Below are 17047 nucleotides of genomic sequence, written 5' to 3' on the forward strand. Positions count from 1 at the left end.
CAGAAATGTGTACGCGAGGCAGCTTGGATTTTCGTCCGCCGCCTACGCGACAGGCCTCGCATAAGGCCGAAGCGCCCTCCTACCGTCGATCCGCGCGACCAAAGCGGATCAGTTGCCTCCGCTTCCGTCTTTGCGCGAATGCTTACGCCGCCTTTGCCGGGTGCGGGGCGGCCGTTTGAACAGGGCTCGACGGCCCTGCTTCGTTCGACGCGGCAGGCTGGCTCGCGGGCGCGGGCGCGGGCTGCGCGGACGCATCCAGTTCGAAAAAGCTCGTGCAGTCCAGAAGCCGGTGGCCTTCACCCGAAAGCTGGTCGGCCGTTGCGGCCATCTCGCTCGCCGCGCCGGCATTGGCCTGCGTCACCTGATCCAACTGCTGGATCGCCTGATTGATCTGGGCAATGCCGATCGCCTGTTCGCGGCACGCGGCCGAGATTTCCTGAACCAGTTCGGAGGTTCGCTGGATGTCGGGCACCAGCCGCGACAGCATCTGGCCGCTGGCCTCCGACGTGGCGAGCGAGCGATCCGACAATCGGCCGATCTCCTCGGCGGTCGTGCGCGAGCGCTCGGCGAGCTTGCGCACTTCCGAGGCCACGACGGCGAAGCCCTTGCCGTGCTGCCCGGCCCGCGCGGCCTCGATCGCGGCGTTCAACGCCAGAAGATCGGTCTGGCGAGCCAGCTCCTGCACCAGCTCGATCTTCTGGGCGATGGAGCGCATCGCCTCCACCGAGCCCGCCATCGCGTCTCCGCTGGTTCGCGCGTCCTCGGCTGCCCGAACAGCCATCTTTTCCGTCTGCCCCGCATTGTCGGCGTTCTGACGAATATTGGCGGTCATCTGCTCCACGGCCGCGGACGCCTGCTCGGAAGCCGCTGCCTGCTCTGTCGCGCCGGAGGCGAGCTGTTCGGCCGTCGCGGCCGACTGCGTGGACCCCGAAGCCACCTGCTGCGCCGAGACGACGACCGACGATACGATCTCGCGCAGCTGCCGCGTCATTCCGGACATGGCGCGCAGGAGTTCGGCGATCTCGTCGTTTCCTTTGGCTGGCATATCCCGGCTGAGATCGCCCGCGCTGATGGCATGGGCGTTCTCGATCACGAGCTTCAAGGGCTGTGCGATCAGGCGCCGGCACGCCAGGATCACGAGCCCCATCACCACGAGCATCGCCAGAAGGATTGCGCCCATCATCGTATAGGCGTTGCGATCGGCCGGACCGACGATCGCCTTTGTGGGCATGTCGAGCGCCACGAACCAGCGCGAATTGATGACGGGGATGAGGAGGGGGACGAAGCTGCGCTCGATCTGCGATCCGTCGGGGCCGGTGAGCGTGGCGGTCACGGGCACGCCCTCCGTCATGGCCTTCTTGAGTTCGTCGCTGCCCGCGCCCTCATAGGGCTTGGTGCGAAGCGCCGCATCGGGATGGGCGATCCAGTTGCCCTTTTCCGACAGAAGCATCACCTGCCCGACGCCCATCGGCTTCAGGGCCAGAAGCCGGGCCGAGAGCGAGCCGAGATCGACATCCATGCCGATCACGCCGATCAGTTTTCCCGAGGCGGAAAGCGGCGCCATCAGGCTGGCGATCAACGTGTTATTGCCGGTTGCCGTCTCGATATAAGGCTCGGTCGAACTCGGCTTGCCGCTTTGCGTCGGCTTGGTCCACCATTCGGCTTGAGCGTCGTCGTTGAAGGTGGAGAAGGTCAGGGAGGAGGCGCTTTCGCGCGTCCAGTATCCGGCGAAGACGCCGTTCTTGTTGGTGCCGAGCGCCTTGTCGTCCTTCACCTCGTCCTGCCGCCCGTCCAGCGCCTTGGGCGCTTCGGTGAACCAGGTGCCGAACGCGGTCGGAAAGGCCTCGAGCTGGCGTTTGAGGAGCGTGACGAGCTCGGGCCGTGTCAGTTGCCCCTGTTCCTGGGCCCGGCCCAGAAGCACGACGGAGGTGGCAAGGCTGCCGGCATATTCGTTGAGTTCGCTCTTGATGCTGTTCGCCGCGCTTGCCGCTTCCGCTAGAACCAGATCATGAGCCCGTTCCACGGCTCGCTCTCGTGTTTCGCTGGCCAGATAGATGGCGCTCGGCAGCAGCGTCAACGCCAGACCTGCGCCCACCCACGCGATGATCTTCGTTCCAAGCTTCATCACCGTCTCATGCGAACGAGCAGAGTCTTCGGGTCGGACCCTACCCGCCTATCCATTAAGATCGTCTTCCTGTCTGGCTTCCTTCGAATCCCTCTTCGTCCGCGGCCGACCAGATCGTATGTCTAAGAGACTATTTCGGAAGTCTCGGCGGAGGATCGGCTGACATTGGCAACGGCAGCCCGAACAACAAGCAACGCCGCGCCGACCCGGCGGCCTTTCGAACACTATCCGGGTTCATTCTGGAAAAGTCAGAGCTCCGACCCACAATGAAGGGCATAGGAGGGCAAGTTTCATGCATCGAATCGATGTCGGTCTGCTGGGTGCGCCGGCCTTTTCATTGGCGCTCGGGACGGATGGCAAGCTTCGTTTCGACGCGGTGAACGATCTCATCTGTCATCTGACGGGTCTGGTGGCCGACAGGATCATCGGGCGGACCCCCGAGGAATGTCTGCCGGCGCATGTCGCCTCACAGGTCGAGAGGCAGTACCGCTATTGCATCGGCACACGGGCCGGCTACGAGTACGAGCAGCATCTCGAGCTACCGGGTGGCGCCAAATGGTGGCGTACCACGCTTTCCCCCGTGATCGATGCCCGAACCGGGGACGTTCAGGGCGTGTTCGGGCTGACGCTCGATGTCACCGACCGCAAGCTGGCCGAACTCGAACTGCGCAGCGCGGCGTTCAAGGACGCTTTGACCGGCATCTGCAACCGCCGACGGTTCGAGCGGGACCTCGCCAATGCCCTCGCGGCGGCGAATGATACGGGCCGCGCCTTCGCGGTCGTGCTCGCCGATGTGGATCGGTTCAAGCCCATCAACGATCAGCATGGCCACGCGACCGGCGATGCCGTTCTCAGACATATCGCGGAGCGTCTGGCCAAGGGCCTTCACGACAATGACCGGCTGGCGCGGATCGGGGGAGACGAATTCGCCGCCATTCTTTCGGCCGCGACACGGGAAGCGGCGGAGCTGGCGATGCAGCGCCTGCAGGCGAGTTCATGCGCACCCATGCTGTGGGAGGACCGGCATCTCGATGTCGGCCTCAGCTTCGGCATGGCTCTCTGGCGTGCCGGCATGACCTCGGCCGACCTTCTCGCCGAGGCCGACCGGGCCATGTACGACGCCAAGAAGCAGCGCCGCGCCTGATGTCCCGGTAGGTGGCCCTGAAAGGACTGCCCCTTTCGCAAGCCGAAAGAGACAGTCTGCGAAAACGATCAGGCGGGCAGGGCCATCTCGACCTCGCGGCCGCGCTTCAACTCGCGCATCCATTGCCCATATTCCGGCTTCTGCTGGAGCTGATGACCATAGTGGCGGCGCAGCGCCTCGACCAGCTTTCCGCCGCGCCCGAGCTTTTCGTCGGCATAGGCGATCATCACCGAATTCGGCCAGGCCTTGCTGCGGATCTTGCGCAGGCGCTCGAACAGCTCTTCCTCGCTGGCATCCGGATCGCCCTGCGCCATCAGCGTGACCATCGCCGCCGTGGAGCGGGAGATGCCCATGTGGCAGTGAACGAGGAGGTGACCCGCCGTGCCTTCCACCGCGCCTTTATCGAGCGAGGCGCCAAAGCCCAGGATGGCCGCGACATGCTCCTTGGCCGGCATGATCTGGCCGGGGATCGGGTCGATGATGTCGTGAAAGCGCAGCGTCGTGCGCAGATGTTTCGAAAAGGCTTCGAAGTGGTGAATGTCGGGGTGGCCGGGATCGATGATCGACAGAACATGCGTCACACCGGACTGGCTGTGAACGGGCAGTTCCTCGATGCCGCAGATGGTGCGCGACGAAATCGCTAGTGTCTTCATGAAACTCCTCCCGCCGGGCCAAGGGCGCCTTCGGCCCCTCTGTCCTACGCCCGGCCGGCGCCTTTGCAAAGCATGAGAACGCCTTTCGATCCGGGCCAATGCCGGGCTGGCCTGCGCGCTCCGGGCCGCGTTCGCAAAGGGCCCATCGGCCGTGATCGCGGAGCGATGGCCCATGGTTGCCACAGTCGTTCGACGGTGCCGTCGCATGTCGAGCGGATGAACGGCCCGATCGCTCTGGACGGGATCGTCGCAATGGCCGGATATGTCCTGATATGGGCCGGATCGGCGCTTTCGCAGCCTGGTGGACCGGGCGATCCTGCGAGGACAGAAACCACGCCTCGGGAGACTCGCCATGTTCGATACCGCCCTTCTCGTGATCGATGGTCAGGAATCCTTTCGTCGCGCGCCCTATTGGAGCGAGGTGGATCTCGGCACCCTTGTCGGTCGCTTCGCGCGGATCGCCACGGTCGAGGAAACCTCGGCGTGCCGGCCCATGGCGGCTGCCGCATGAGCGCGGAGCGGCGGCGGATATCGTTTGTCGTGGTCGTGCCGCCGCGCGCGCTGCTTCTGGATCTCGCAGGGCCGCTCGAGGTCCTGCGTGTCGCCAACGCCGTTCAGGACCGCGTCCTGTTCGACGTCGCCTATGTCGGCCCGAGGGGGCGACGCTCTCGTCCATCGGGCTGGGTGTATGCGATGTCGCGCCCCTGCCGGAGGCGATCCCGGCCGGGTCCATCCTGTTTCTGCCGGGCTCCGCCAAATCCGCCCTCACGCCCTGGCCGAACGCCGAGGCGGATGACGCGGCGATGGAGCTTATCGTGAGCTGGCTGCGCACGGGTGTGCGTCCCGACCACACGCTGCTGATGGTTTGCGAAGGCGCGCTGCTCGCCGCGCGCGCGGGGCTCTTGGATGGCTATGCCTGCACCACGCATCATGCGAGTTGCCGGAGCCTCGCGGAGGCCGCGCCGCGCGCCAAGGTGCTGGACAACAGGCTCTTTGTGGAGGACCGCAAGCGTCTGAGCAGCGCGGGCGTCACCGCCGGGATCGATCTCATGCTGCATTGCGTGGCCGGCTGGTGCGGGCCGGCCGTCGCCGTTGCGGTGGCCCGCACGCTCGTCGTCTATATCAGGCGCGGGCCGAGCGACCCGCAGCTCTCGCCCTGGCTGGAAGGGCGCAACCACCTGCATCCCGTGGTGCACCGGGCGCAGGACGCGATCGCCGCCGACCCCGCGCGCGGCTGGTCGCTGGACGAATTGGGGCAGGTGGCCGCGGCCAGCGCGCGCAACCTGTCGCGCTTCTTCATGGCCATACCGGCATGAGCGTCACGATAGCGGTGCAGCGCGCGCGCCTCGCACTGGTGAACGATCTTCTGACATGCACCGATCTCGGACTGGAAGAGGTGGCGAGCCGCGCGGGCTTCGCCTCGGCCCGGCACATGCGCCGGGTGTGGAAACGATACCATTCGCAAGCGCCGTCGCAGGTTCGCGCCGCCGCCGGGCCATGATCGAGCCGACGTGACGAATGGCCCTACCCCTGGAACAATTGACGAACGAAAGCATCAGGCCCTACCACCAAGAAGAGCAAGGTCTCGGGCTGTCGATTGCAACGTGATTGCGCTAATCTATATCGCGGCATCCATATCGCACATCGACGATCGAGTCGCAAAGGACGCGACAGAACCTTGTTGGACCATCCAAACCAGGCGGGGATCGCCGAGACGCTCTTGTCGATGGGTTCCGCCGGAAACCCTTTCGTGGCCGCCGTGCAGGCGACGCGAATGCCGATGGTGATCACCGATCCGAAGCAGCCGGACAATCCGATCATCTTCGCCAACGAGGCGTTCTCGAAGCTGACCGGCTACGAGCCTGCCGAGATCATCGGGCGCAATTGCCGTTTCCTCCAAGGGCCGGAAACATCCGCCGAGGCGTTGGCGCGGCTCAGCGAGGCGGTGGCGCGGCGCGAGCGGATCGAGATCGACCTCGTGAACTACAACAAGAAGGGCGAGCGGTTCTGGAACCGCCTTCTGGTTTCGCCTGTCTTCGACGAGGCTGGGGACCTCAGCTATTTCTTTGCCTCGCAGGCCGATGTGACGCTCGAAAAAGAACGTCTGGTGCAACTGCGCGAAGATCGGGACGCTCTGGAGCGCGAGGTCGAGCGGCGCACTCGTGCGCTTGTTCAGAGCGAAGAGCGGATGCGTTTCGTCTTGGAGGCGGGACGCCTCGGCTTCTGGACATTGGAATTGGAGCCGCTGGAACTGGTCTGCTCGGACGCCTGCAAGAGCAATGTCGGTCTCGCGCCCGACGAGGACCTTCCCTACGAGAGATTGCTGAACGCGATCCTCGACGAGGACCGAGGGCGGATGCAGACCGCGGTGAGGACTTCGATCGAGGAGCGCCAGAACTACGACATCGAGTACCGCGTGAGAACGCCATCCGGCGAAGTGCGATGGCTTCAGGTGCGCGGCCAGCCTGCCTACGATCCGGAGGGTCGACCCCTGCGGCTTGTCGGGATTTCTCTCGATATCACCGATCGCAAGCGCAGCGAGGAGCACCGCGCGCTTCTGACCGCCGAGCTGAACCACCGCGTCAAGAATTCGATGGCGACGATCCAGTCCATCGTCAGCCAAACTCTCCGCTTTTCCACCTCACTGGCACAGGCCCAGACAACGCTCGACGCCCGTCTTCAGTCGCTGGCCCGAGCCCATGATGTGCTCACGCGAGAAAGCTGGGAAGGCGCGGATATGGTGAACGTCGTGGCCGACGCGCTGTCTTCGTTCCAGAGCAGCGGCTTCCGGCGCTTCACGATCGCCGGCCCGTCCGTGCGCCTGTCGCCGCGCATGGCGCTCGCCTTCGTCATGGCGCTGCACGAACTCGCGACGAATGCCGTCAAATACGGTGCCCTGTCGGTGGATGCGGGCCGCGTCGTCGTGAATTGGGATCAGCTCGACGGCCCGGCCGGGCCTCGGTTCTGGTTCCGCTGGGAGGAGATCGGCGGCCCGCCGGTCCAGGCTCCGTCACGGCGCGGCTTCGGCACCCGCGTCATCGAGCGGGCGCTCGGCGCCGAATTCAACGGTCAGGCCGAGACGGAGTTTCGCGAGCGCGGCATCGTCTTCACCCTGGACGCGCCGAGCCCGTCCGTCTGACGTGAGGTGGGCCTCCGCGGCTGTCCGCGAAGGCTTTTGCGTTTGGGGTTAGCCGAGCGATACCCAGCCATTGCCGCTCTGCGACGAACGCAACGCCGCTTCGATGAAACGCATTCCGTGCAGGCCGTCCGCGACGGTCGGGAAGGTTACAGCCTCGGCCGGCATCGCCCCGCTGCGCGCCGCGACCAAGGCCTCGGCGATCTCGGAATAGATGTTGGCGAAGCCTTCGAGATAACCTTCCGGGTGGCCCGGCGGGATGCGCGACAGGCGACGGCTGGCCTCGCCCGTTCCTGCGCCGTTGCGCGTCAGAAGCTGCTTGGGCTCGCCGAGCTTGGTGAACCAGAGATAGTTCGGGTCCATCTGGCTCCATTCGAGCCCGCCCTTGGTGCCGTAGACGCGCAGCGTCAGGGCGTTCTCGTTGCCGACCGCGACCTGGCTTGCCCAGAGAAGCCCCTTGGCCCCGCCGCGATAGCGCAGGAGAACGCGCACGTCGTCGTCCAGCGGCCGCCCTTCCACGAAGGTCGAGAGTTCGGCCAGAAGCGAGTCTGTCTCCAGCCCCGAGACGAAGGCCCCGAGATTGTAGGCGTGGGTGCCGATGTCGCCGATGCAACCGCCGCCGCCCGAGCGCTTGGGGTCGGTGCGCCATTCCGCCTGCTTGGAGCCCGACAGCTCGGCTCGCTCGCTCAGCCAGTCCTGCGCATATTCCATCTGCACGAGGCGGATGTCGCCGAGCGCCCCGGAGCGCACCAACTCGCGCGCCTCGCGGATCATCGGATAGCCGGTGTAGTTGTGGGTGACGGCGAGAATGCGCCCCGTTTCCGTCTGGAGCGCCACCAGCTCTTCGGCTTCCGCGACATTGATCGAGAGCGGCTTGTCGCAGATCACATGGATGCCGGCGCGCAGGAAAGCTTTCGCCGCCGGCGCGTGCATGTGGTTGGGCGTCACGATGGACACGGCCTCGATCCCGTCCGGGCGGGCGGCCTCGCGCTCGGCCATCTCCTCGAAGGAGGCATAGGCGCGATCGGGCGCGATGCCGATAGCCTCGGCCGAGCGCCGGGCGCGCTCGGCGTCCGAGGAGAGCGCGCCGGCCACCAGCTTGTAGCGATCGTCGATCCGGGCGGCGATGCGATGCACCGCGCCGATGAACGCGCCTTCGCCCCCGCCCACCATCCCTAAGCGAATGGGATCGGTGGCCGTCGTCGCGCGGCTGCCTTCGATACTCATGAAACGATCTCCTCCCGTCGATATCAGGCGCGGTCCAAACCGAGCATGGCGCGGTTCGCCTGCTCGTCCGTACCCGATCCCGCGAAATCATCGAAGGCCTTGCCGGTGACTTCGATAAGATGGGCCGCGATGAAGGGAGCGCCCTCGCGCGCGCCCTGCTCAGGAGACTTCAGCGCGCATTCCCACTCGAGAACCGCCCAGCCGTCGAAGCCATATTGCGTGAGTTTGGAGAAGACGGAGCCGAAATCCACCTGCCCGTCACCCAGCGAGCGGAAGCGGCCGGCGCGCTTGGCCCAAGGCTGGAACCCGCCATAGACGCCCTGCCGCCCGGTCGGGTTGAACTCGGCGTCCTTGGCGTGGAAGGCGCGGATACGCTCGTGATAGATGTCGATATAGGCGAGGTAATCGAGCCCCTGCAGCACGAAATGGGAAGGGTCGTAGAGGAGATTGGCGCGCGCATGATTGCCGACACGCTCCAGGAACATCTCGTAGGAATCGCCGTCATGCAGGTCTTCGCCGGGATGGATTTCGTAGGCGACATCGACGCCCATCTCCTCGGCATGGTCGAGGATCGGACGCCAGCGGCGGGCCAGCTCATCGAAGGCCGTTTCCACGAGGCCGGCCGGTCGCTGCGGCCAGGGATAAATATAGGGCCAGGCGAGCGCGCCCGAGAAGGTGGCGTGCGCGTGGAGGCCGAGATGGCGCGAGGCGGTCAGAGCGCGCTTGACCTGATCCACCGCCCATTCCTGCCGCGCGGCCGGATTGCCGCGCACTTCCGGGGCGGCGAACCCGTCGAAGGCCGCGTCATAGGCCGGGTGAACGGCGACGAGCTGGCCCTGAAGATGCGTCGAAAGCTCGGTGACGACGAGCCCGTGCGAAGCGGCGACGCCCGCGATCTCGTCGCAGTAATCCTTCGATTCCGAGGCGCGCTTCAGATCGAAGAGCCGGCCGTCCCAGCTTGGAATCTGCACGCCCTTGTAGCCGAGCGAGGCGGCCCAGCGGCAAATCGCGTCGAAGGAGTTGAACGGGGCCTCGTCGCCGGCAAACTGGGCGAGGAAGATGCCTGGGCCTTTGATGCTCTTCATGCGGGCTTCGCCTTTCAGGACAGGACGGATGTCGTGGATGCGCCGGGCGCGATGCGCGCGCCGCTCGTGGGATCGAAAAGATGGCAGCGCGCGGGATCGACGCGCAAGGTCAGGCTTGTGCCCGGCCGATCCGCGATGCGCTCACGGAAGACGCCCACGAGATCGTCGGTTCCCAGCTTCATGAAGACCTGCGTTTCCGAGCCGGTCGGCTCCACCACGGCGATCTCGGCCGAGGCGTCGCCGGCCGTGCCGGGTTCGGCCAGTTCCAGATGCTCGGGGCGGATGCCGTAGACGAGCGGTGCGCCGGGCACAACGGGCGTGCCGGCCGGCAGCGGCAGCGTGGCGCCGCCCTTGGCGCGGAAGACGGGGCCCCCTTCGCCGCGCGCGGCCTCGCCCTGGAGAAGGTTCATCGAGGGCGAGCCGATAAAGGCCGCGACGAAGAGATTGGCCGGCCGGTCGTAGAGTTCGAGCGGCGCGCCGACCTGCTCGACCTTGCCGCCGTTCATTACGACGATCCGGTCGGCCATGGTCATGGCTTCGATCTGATCATGCGTGACATAGACCATGGTCGTGCCGAGGCGCTGGTGCAGCGCCTTGATCTCGGTGCGCATGGAAACGCGCAGCTTGGCATCGAGATTGGAAAGCGGCTCGTCGAACAGGAACACCTGCGGATCGCGCACGATGGCGCGTCCCATGGCGACGCGCTGGCGCTGGCCGCCCGAAAGCTCGCGCGGATAGCGCCGGAGGAGGGGGCCGAGATCGAGGATTTCCGCCGCCCGGTTCACGGCGGCGTCCTTCTGCGCGCGCGGCGCGCCGGCCAGACGCAGCGAGAAGGCCATGTTCTCGGCGACCGTCATGTGCGGATAGAGCGCGTAGTTCTGGAACACCATGGCGATGTCCCGCTCCTTGGGCGCCATGTCGTTCACGACCCGCTCGTCGATATGAATCTCGCCCTCGCTGATGTCTTCGAGCCCCGCGAGCATCCGCAGAAGCGTGGACTTGCCGCAGCCCGACGGGCCGACGAGAATGACGAATTCCCCGTCCGCGATGTCGAGCGAGATGCCGTGCAGCACGGGATGGTGCCCGAAGAATTTCTTGACGTCGCGTAGCGCGATCGTGGCCATGGTCGGTTCTCCTGTCAGCCCTTGACGGCGCCGGCGGTGAGGCCCGCCACGATATGCTTCTGCGCGGCGAAGAACACGATCACGGTCGGCAGAATGGTGAGGGTGATGAAGGCGAGGACGAGCTGCCACTGGGTGGAGAACTCGCCCTGATAGATCATGATGCCAAGCGGCCAGGGATATTTGTCCGCGCTGTTCAGCATGATCAGCGGCATGATGTAATTGTTCCAGCTGTTCACGAAGGCAACGATGGCGACGGTGGCGAGGATCGGCCGCGACAGTGGCAGCGTGACGAACCAGAAGAACCGGATATAGCCGCTGCCATCCACCAACGCCGCCTCGAACAATTCCTTCGGCACATTGCGGAAGAAGTTGCGAAACAGCAGAATCGACATGCCGAGCCCGAAGGCGACCTGCGGCAGCACGACGCCGAGATAGGTGTCGAGCAGGCCGAGATCGCGGATGCGGATGAAGAGCGGCAGGATGGCGGTGGCGATCGGAAACATCAGCCCGATCAGGAAATAGTTCATCAGGAAGGCCGAGCCGAAAAAGCGCACATGGGCGAGCGCGAAGGCGGCCATGGAGGCGACGGCGACGGTGAGAACCACGGTCGCCGAGGCGATCAGCAGCGAATTGCCGAGCATCTGCCAGTAGCGCGCGCCCGACAGGATGTCCCAATAGTTGGACCATTGCCAGACATCCGGCAGGCCGAACGGGTTCACCCGCAACTCGCCAAGAGTCTTGAGGCCGCCGAGCGCGGTCGCCAGAAGCGGCACGAGCACGATAGCCGCCACCAGAAACAGGCTGGCATAGAGATAAAGCATGGCGACAAAGCCCGGCCGACGGCGGCTTTCCACATAGCTGGGTTCGCGCGGCGTATCAGTCATGGCGCATGAAGATCCGTCGATAGCTGAAGGCGAGGGTGACGCAGATCAGGAAGAGAACGACGCCGATGGCGCTGCCGAAGCCGACCTTCATGCGCGTGACGCCGTAGGTATACAGGAAGGTGACCATGGTCTGGGTCGAGTTGGACGGCCCGCCGCCGGTGAGCGGCATGATCATGTCGAAGAGCTGGAGCGAGCCGATCACCGAGAAGAAGACCGAGAGGCGGATCGTCGGCGAGAGAAGCGGCAGCGTGATGGTGCGGAACTTCTGCCAGGGCGTCGCCCCGTCGATATCGGCCGCTTCATAAAGCGACTTGTCGATCGACTGGAGCCCGGCGATGAAGAGCATCATGTGGAAGCCGAAATACTTCCAGACAACCACCGCCAGCACGGCATAGATCGCGGTGTCCCGGTCGGCCAGAACATAGGGCGTCGCGACGCCCACAAAGCTGGCGAGCGAGGCGACGAGGCCGTAGTCGCCATCATAGATGAAGCGCCAGATCAGACCGGCCGCAACATCGGCGAGGACGTAAGGCAGAAAGAAGACGAGGCGGAAGGCCGTCGCGCCCGGAATGCGGTTGGACACGAGCGTCGCCAGCCAGAGCGCCAGCGGCAGCTGGAGCAGGAGCGAGACGAGGATGATCAGGCCGTTATTGGTGAGCGCCGTGCGAAAGGCCTTGTTGCCCCACAGCGTCTCGAAATTCTTGAGCCCGACGAAATTCGTCGGCTCGCCATAGCCGCTCCAGTCGAACAGGCTGTACCACGCCGCCTCGCCCATGGGCAGAATGACGAAGAGCGTGAACAGGAGGAGCGCGGGCGGCAGGAAGAGCACCAGAACCGGCCCGACCCCGCCGATATTGCGATAGGTGCCACCCCGTGCGCCGCTGCGGCGCGGCTTGCCGAGGGCGGGCGCCTTGCGGGCGGCGCGTGCCCCGATGATTCCGGTCGCGTCGGACATCTCGTCTCCTTCGCCTGTCGAAACGCGGATGTTTGAAGGCCATGGGCGGTGTGACGCCGCCCATGGCCTCATGGAAAGGCTTGGCCTATTCCAGTTCGAACGCGTCTTGGATTTCCTGCGCGGCGGCTTCCGGTTCCATCTGGCCAGAGACGACCTCCATGGTCGCGTCGTTGACGACGCGGCCGACCGAGGGGCCGAGATCCTGGTCGAGGAAGAGCTGATGGAAGCTGGAGCGCGACAGCTGCGCGGCGAAGTCCTGAACGATCGGATCCTTCAGCGCGGCGTCCGCGCCGGCGGCCGCCGGGATCAGCATCCCGTTTTCGGCCATGGTGCGCTGCGCCTCCGGGCCGCTGAACCAGCGCACGAAGTCCATCGCCTCCTTCGAAGCGTTGCGCGACACCGCCCAGCAATTGACGCCGCCGAAGGTCTCGTCGCCCTTGGACTGACCGCCCGCCACAGTGGGGAAGGGGAAGATGCCGAGCTGATCGCGCGCGATGCCCTTGCCGTCCGTCGCGGCGGCCGCCTGCCGGTTGGCCGAATCATCGAAGGTGAGCAGCATGGCGGCGCGCCCGTCGCCGAACAGGGCCAGCGTGTCCTGCCATTTCGTGCCGAGATAGCCGGGCTGGAAGGGCTCGGCCGCGCCGAGCTCCTTCACCTTGGCGAAGGCGTCCACGAAGGGCTTGGCAGTGAAACCGCCGTCTTCGTTGGCCTTGGCGGCGGCAAAGGCCGGCTGCCCGCCTTCGCGCAGGGCCAGATAGGACCAGTAGAAATGCAGCGGCCACTTGTCGCCGCCGCCGCCCGCGATGGGCGTGACGCCGGCGGTCTTCAGCGCCTTCACGGCGCCCATGAAATCGTCCCAGGTCTTGATCGAGGCGGCATCGACGCCAGCCTTGGCGAAGAGCGCCTTATTGTAGAAGAAGCCGGTCATGCTCATCTTCAGCGGCACGCAGAGCGTCTTGCCGTCGATGGTCGCGCCGTTCAGCGCGGCGGGCGTGAAACTCTTGGCCCAGGCCCCATCGTCGGCCTGCATGGCATCGGTCAGATCCTGCACCGCGCCAGCCTCGGCCTGCGCCTTCAGCACGCCGCCGGACCAGCTGTAGAAGAGATCGGGTGCGTCGTTGCTCTGGAGAAGCGTCGGCAGCTTGGCCTTGAAGGCCTCGTTTTCGAGAAACTGGAGCTCGACCGTGGTGCCCGGATGCTGGGATTGATAGGTGTCTGCGAGATTTCGCCAAATCGCGACATAACGCGGATTGGCTTCGACATGCATCAGGCGCACCTTGGTCTCAGCGACGGCGGGTGCTGAAACACCTGCCAATGGGCCTGCGATAAGGCATGCAAGGGCGACGCCGCGCGCAAGGCGCGCTCGGATGATGTACCGCATGAAGTCCTCCCAGCTGGCTATTTTTGAAGCCATGCGGATTTAATACGGCCCATTGCAGCGTGCCTGTCAAGCAAACCCGTCGAAATCTCGCGAATTTGAGTGTTTAGCGTACCGATGCGGATAATCTGCGTGGTTGACAGCCTGCGCCAATGTCGTCTTATTCGCGCATCCCGAATTAAATCGGGGAGGGGTTGGGAGGCGCGAAGGCATGAAGACGGGCGATCCCGAACTGATGCGTGAGATCAACCGGTTCCACATTCTGGACCTGATCCGCCGTCACGGCCCGATCTCCCGCGTCGAGCTTTGCGCACGGGGCGAACTGTCCTCCACCACCGTATCGGCCATCACCGGCGCCTTGATCGAGGACGGCATCATCCAGCCGGTCGCGGTCGGCGGCATCCACGAGCCCACGCGGGGGCGGCCGCGCGTCATGCTGCAGCTCAATCCAGTGGCCGCGCGCGTCGTGGGCCTGCGTGTCGGCCCGCATGGGATCGCCGTCACCGTCACCGATTTTCGCGGCGAGATCCTGGCGAGTTTGGAACTGCCCGTTCGCGTGCGCCGGCAGAGCGTTCCGGTCGTCTCCGACTTGGCCGAGGATGCCGTGCGCCGCGCCGTCGTGGAGGCGGGGCTGACGCTGAAATCCATCGACAGCGTGTGCGCGACCGTGCCGGGCATCGTGGAATATGGCACCGGCCTCGTGCGCCTGAGCCCGATCTTTTCGGAAGCCGACGTCGTGTTCGGCGAGGCGCTGTCGAGCCGGCTCGGCGTGCCCGCCATCGTGGAAAGCGACGCCAACGCCTTGGCGCTGGCCGAGCACTGGTTCGGCTCCTGCCGCGACATGAGCGATTTCGCCGTCGTTTCGCTGGAACAGGCGATCGGCCTCGGCGTGCTGCATGGCGGCCAATTGTTTCGCGGCGTCCATGGTCTCAGTCACGATATCGGCGCCATGGTGATCGGCCGCCAAGCGGACGGGCGGCTCCTGCGCCTGATCGATCTCGCCTCCGAACAGGCGGTGCTCTGCGGCTTCGAGGCCGATCCGTCGATGCGCGACGCGGTTCATGCCGGGCTCGGCCTGCGCCATGCCGTGGAGCGGCTGAGGTCCGATGGCGTCGATGTCGCGCCGGTGCGCGATGTCGTGGAACAGGCGGGACACGCGATCGGCATTGCGGTCGCCAATATCGTCACGCTCTTCGCGCCGCCGCGCATCGTCCTGTCCGGCGCGCTTCTCCATCTCGGCGCGGCTCTGACGGACGCCATCGCGCGAGGCTTCTCGGAGGCTGTCGCGGAGCCCTTGGCGCGCTCCACTACTATGAGTTTCGACCCGCCGCGCGCGGGCGCGCGACTCGGCCAGGGCGCGGCGGCCGTGGCGCTCTGCGAGCTTTACGGCTCGCCCTGGAACACGACAGGCCCGGTGCGACCGGCCGCCTGACCTCGACTGCATATCTCACGGAATCTGGGAGGATTTCCCGTCATGACGCCTGTTGGCATCGGCATTATCGGCTGCGGCAATATCAGCGCCGCCTATCTGAAAGCAGCCCGCAACTTCCCCGTCCTCGACATTCGCGCGCTAGCCGACCGGCGCCTGGAGGCGGCCGAGGCGCGCGGCGCGGAGTTCGGCATTCCGGCCGTGTCGGTGGAGGCGCTGCTGGCCGATCCCACCATCGAGATCGTGCTGAACCTCACGATCCCGGCCGCCCATGTCGAGGTCGGGCTGCAGATTCTGGCGGCGGGAAAGCACGCCTATTCGGAAAAGCCTCTTGGCATCGACTTCGCGGACGCCACGCGTCTCACCGACGAGGCCAAGCGGCGGGGCCTGCGGCTCGGCTCGGCGCCCGACACGTTCCTCGGCGGCGCGCATCAGGCCGCGCGCGCCTTTCTGGACCAAGGGCATCTCGGCCAGCCGATCGGCGGCAGCGCCTTCTTTCTGTGCCCCGGCCACGAGCGCTGGCACCCGGACCCGGCCTTCTATTACAAGACCGGCGGCGGGCCGATGCTCGACATGGGCCCCTATTACATCACCGATCTCGTCAATCTGCTCGGCCCCGTCGCGCGCGTCGCCGGCCTGTCGCCCGAGCCGCGCCGGCAGCGCACCATCACCTCGCAGCCTCGCAACGGCGAGCTGATCGACGTTGAGGTGCCGACCCATGTCGCTGGGGCGCTGCAATTCCAAAACGGCGCGGTCGTCACCATGGCGATGAGCTTCGATGTGGCCGGCCACAAGCATCTGCCGCTGGAAGTCTATGGCACGGACGGCTCGCTGATCGTGCCCGATCCCAACCATTTCGGCGGCGATCTGTCCTTTCTGCCCAAGGGCGGGGAATGGCGCGCCTTGCCGGTCGAGGAGCCCTATGCCGACGGCAATTACCGCTCGCTGGGCCTCGCCGACATGGCCGCCGCACTCCGGCAGGAGCGGCCGCACCGCGCCCATGGCGACCTCGCGCTGCACGTGCTGGAGGTCATGGAAGCCTTCGGGCGCTCCAACGAGACCGGGCGCTTCGTGGAGATCGACACGCGCCCCGAGCGCCCCGCGCCGCTGGCCGCCGACCCGGCGCTGAGCGGGCTTTGAGACATCTGGGAGGAGAGCCATCATGAAGGAAGCACTGATCGTCTGGGGCGGCTGGAGCGGACACGAGCCCAAGGAATGCGCCGATGTGGTCGGCGCCATGCTGGAGGCGGAGGGCTTCAAGGTTTTCAAGGAGAACACGACGGAAGCCTTTGCCGACCCGTCCATCCGCGATCTCAGCCTGATCGTTCCGATCATCACCATGGCCAAGATCGAGAAGGAGGAACTCTCCAACCTGTTGGAAGCGGTGAAGGGCGGCGTCGGGCTCGGCGGCTATCATGGCGGCATGGGCGACGCCTTCCGCGACCAGCCGGACTACCAGTTCATGGTGGGCGGGCAATGGGTGGCCCATCCCGGCAATATCATCGACTACACCGTGGACGTGACCCGGCCCGACGATCCGGTGATGGAGGGCATCCCGAGCTTTCCCTATCGCTCGGAGCAATATTACATGCATGTCGACCCTTCGAACGAGGTTCTGGCGACGACGCGGTTCAACGGCGACCATGCCGAATGGATCGACGGGACGGTGATGCCGGTCGTGTGGAAGCGCCGCTTCGGCAAGGGCCGCGTCTTCTATTCCTCGCTCGGCCATGTCGCCTCGGAATTCGAGGTGCCACCAATGCGCGAAATCCTGCGTCGCGGCCTGCTTTGGGCGGCGGCCTGACCGGGCTTTCACCGTTGGCGCAAAGGTGACCGCCCCCCGGTGCTTGCGATCGGGGCGGTGCATCCCGACATGCCCAGCCCAAGCGACGAGGCCGCGACGTGCG

Annotated in this window: 14 protein-coding genes and 1 pseudogene; 7 read left to right on the plus strand and 8 right to left on the minus strand. The window is 65.8% G+C overall.

The annotated features are described in order from the left end of the window. Positions 1–142: 142 nt before the first annotated feature. Positions 143–2125 (minus strand): methyl-accepting chemotaxis protein, encoded by a 1983-nt coding sequence (locus AUL36_RS13120; protein WP_062221491.1) that lies wholly within the window; start codon positions 2123–2125, stop codon positions 143–145. 292 nt (positions 2126–2417) lie between these two features. Here AUL36_RS13120 and AUL36_RS13125 point away from each other — a divergent pair, with 292 nt between their 5' ends. Continuing rightward, positions 2418–3269, plus strand: coding sequence for a GGDEF domain-containing protein (locus AUL36_RS13125; RefSeq protein ID WP_062221493.1), 852 nt, complete (start codon positions 2418–2420; stop codon positions 3267–3269). Between the two features lie 68 nt (positions 3270–3337). Here AUL36_RS13125 and AUL36_RS13130 read toward each other — a convergent pair whose 3' ends face one another. Next, complete coding sequence (locus AUL36_RS13130; RefSeq protein WP_058633663.1) at positions 3338–3922, minus strand: tyrosine phosphatase family protein; 585 nt, start codon at positions 3920–3922, stop codon at positions 3338–3340. Between the two features lie 352 nt (positions 3923–4274). Here AUL36_RS13130 and AUL36_RS23820 point away from each other — a divergent pair, with 352 nt between their 5' ends. The 3 genes and pseudogenes from AUL36_RS23820 (at position 4275) to AUL36_RS13140 (ending at position 7061) form a co-directional block, all read left to right on the plus strand. Further along, positions 4275–4433: a hypothetical protein gene (locus tag AUL36_RS23820; protein ID WP_156418378.1), complete on the plus strand. Its 159-nt coding sequence runs from the start codon at positions 4275–4277 to the stop codon at positions 4431–4433. Next, positions 4430–5423 (plus strand): annotated as a pseudogene (locus AUL36_RS13135) (GlxA family transcriptional regulator). Before AUL36_RS23820 ends, AUL36_RS13135 begins: the two are co-directional and overlap by 4 nt. Positions 5424–5648: 225 nt before the next feature. Continuing rightward, entirely contained in the window at positions 5649–7061 is a 1413-nt protein-coding gene (locus tag AUL36_RS13140) for a PAS domain S-box protein (protein WP_062221664.1), read from the plus strand. A 48-nt stretch (positions 7062–7109) separates the two neighbouring features. Here the strand turns inward: AUL36_RS13140 and AUL36_RS13145 are convergent, their stop codons facing one another. From AUL36_RS13145 to AUL36_RS13170, 6 genes are all read right to left on the minus strand, one after another. Next, positions 7110–8285: a Gfo/Idh/MocA family protein gene (locus tag AUL36_RS13145; RefSeq protein ID WP_062221495.1), complete on the minus strand. Its 1176-nt coding sequence runs from the start codon at positions 8283–8285 to the stop codon at positions 7110–7112. A gap of 23 nt (positions 8286–8308) precedes the next feature. Beyond that, positions 8309–9370 (minus strand): sugar phosphate isomerase/epimerase family protein, encoded by a 1062-nt coding sequence (locus AUL36_RS13150; RefSeq protein WP_062221497.1) that lies wholly within the window; start codon positions 9368–9370, stop codon positions 8309–8311. A gap of 14 nt (positions 9371–9384) precedes the next feature. Continuing rightward, entirely contained in the window at positions 9385–10494 is a 1110-nt protein-coding gene (locus tag AUL36_RS13155) for an ABC transporter ATP-binding protein (protein WP_062221499.1), read from the minus strand. Positions 10495–10508: 14 nt separating this feature from the next. Then, positions 10509–11378, minus strand: coding sequence for a carbohydrate ABC transporter permease (locus tag AUL36_RS13160; protein ID WP_082655826.1), 870 nt, complete (start codon positions 11376–11378; stop codon positions 10509–10511). After that, on the minus strand, positions 11371–12333 hold the full coding sequence (locus AUL36_RS13165) for a carbohydrate ABC transporter permease (RefSeq protein ID WP_058598502.1): 963 nt from the start codon (positions 12331–12333) through the stop codon (positions 11371–11373). The genes AUL36_RS13160 and AUL36_RS13165 overlap by 8 nt, the downstream gene beginning before the upstream one ends. 85 nt (positions 12334–12418) lie before the next feature. Beyond that, the gene (locus AUL36_RS13170; RefSeq protein ID WP_062221502.1) at positions 12419–13714 is read right to left on the minus strand and encodes an extracellular solute-binding protein; all 1296 of its coding nucleotides are present in this window, start codon (positions 13712–13714) and stop codon (positions 12419–12421) included. Between the two features lie 208 nt (positions 13715–13922). Between AUL36_RS13170 and AUL36_RS13175 the strand changes: the two genes are divergently transcribed. The 3 genes from AUL36_RS13175 to AUL36_RS13185 are packed head-to-tail and all read left to right on the plus strand — an operon-like array spanning position 13923 to position 16944. Next, the gene (locus AUL36_RS13175; RefSeq protein WP_062221504.1) at positions 13923–15143 is read left to right on the plus strand and encodes an ROK family transcriptional regulator; all 1221 of its coding nucleotides are present in this window, start codon (positions 13923–13925) and stop codon (positions 15141–15143) included. Between the two features lie 42 nt (positions 15144–15185). Beyond that, positions 15186–16280, plus strand: coding sequence for a Gfo/Idh/MocA family protein (locus AUL36_RS13180; protein ID WP_062221508.1), 1095 nt, complete (start codon positions 15186–15188; stop codon positions 16278–16280). 22 nt (positions 16281–16302) lie between these two features. Continuing rightward, entirely contained in the window at positions 16303–16944 is a 642-nt protein-coding gene (locus AUL36_RS13185; protein ID WP_058598506.1) for a ThuA domain-containing protein, read from the plus strand. Positions 16945–17047 lie beyond the last annotated feature (103 nt).

Origin of the sequence: Aureimonas sp. D3 (genome assembly GCF_001463805.1) — a bacterium.
GTDB lineage: Bacteria > Pseudomonadota > Alphaproteobacteria > Rhizobiales > Rhizobiaceae > Aureimonas > Aureimonas ureilytica_A.